This window comes from Campylobacter showae CC57C (assembly GCF_000344295.2).
Taxonomy (GTDB): domain Bacteria; phylum Campylobacterota; class Campylobacteria; order Campylobacterales; family Campylobacteraceae; genus Campylobacter_A; species Campylobacter_A showae_B.
The window spans coordinates 1-1,204 of the sequence record NZ_AOTD01000092.1; the positions used below are offsets into that span (position 1 = coordinate 1).

General features: G+C 50.0%; 1 protein-coding gene. It reads right to left on the reverse strand.

Annotation, left to right across the window (positions count from 1 at the left end):
• Positions 1–415: 415 nt before the first annotated feature.
• A complete protein-coding gene (locus H740_RS03450) occupies positions 416–970 on the reverse strand; it encodes a GNAT family N-acetyltransferase (protein ID WP_034957213.1) in 555 nt (184 codons plus the stop codon).
• Positions 971–1,204 lie beyond the last annotated feature (234 nt).

Below are 1,204 nucleotides of genomic sequence, written 5' to 3' on the forward strand. Positions count from 1 at the left end.
CCCCCCCCCCCTTTACCCTGAGACCCTCGTCGAAGCTTGACACGAACTCGGTCGAGAGCAGGTTGTCGGAGTCGCTAAAGCTCGCCACGCTTTAGCTCGCTTTGATGTCGTCGGGCACGCTAGCGACGAAAAACTCGCCGTAAAAGTCCGAGTGATCCCGCAGAAGGATGAACTGCTGTTTGGTACACACGGTGGAGCAGCGGTCCTTGAAATCGAGCGTGAAATTTCATATCCGTCATGCAGATAGCGCCACGCTTTGTTTGCTTCCTCCTTGCTTTGATTTGGCACAGGTTTGAAAACTAATGGGTTTTATGTGGACAATTGGACTCTTGTTAAATTCTTCCATTTGTCTTGCTGGACCAAATTTTAGTGTATCAAAGAAGCACTTCTTCTTGCCCAGTTGTGGTAGCAGAAATTATCCAAGCTTCTTACCCAGTATCGTTAGGCTCTCGAGTTTGCCGCACATATCGCAGACTTCGGGTAGTTCGCCCCAGCGCGCGAAGCCAAATTTCGCAAATAAATTTAGGCTAGCGGCATTGCTCGAAAATATCAGCGCGACGATGTTTTTGATGCCGAATTCGGGCGCGCGTTCAAGCATAAAATTTACCAGCCGCCCGCCCAGTCCTTTGCCGCGAGCGCCCGGCGCGACGTAGACGCTGATCTCGGCCGTGATGCGGTAGCCCTCGCGCGGATGATAGTCGCTGAGGCTGCCCCAGGCTAAGATTTCGCCTTTTTGGTTTGTGGCGGCTATCTTTTGCGCGCCGAAATTTTCGCCGTCTGAGTCAAATTTTCCCTTACAGATCTCGCGCAGCACGTATATCGGGCGATTTGTCGCCTCGTGCGCATCAAACCACGCTTCGCGCTCCTCTATGCCGACCGGATGCAGCGTGGCCGTGGCGTTTCGCTCTAAAACGCTTGCGTTGTAAATGCGCGTGATAGCGGCTAGATCGGCCTTGACTGCGCGCGAGATTTTCTTGCATTTTGAGCCCTTTTGTTAAATTTAACCGATTTTACGTCAAATTTGATTAAAAATAGCAACGAAAACGTCAAATTTGAACGTCGATAAAGGCGCGCACCTAGCCGCCCTAAAAGGCAAATTTGCGTCCAAAGGCGAAATTACCGCAAATTTGAGTTATAATCTCTTTTAAATTTAACCTTGGATAAAGATTTGAAAATAGCGTTTTTTGACTCGGGTATCGGCGGG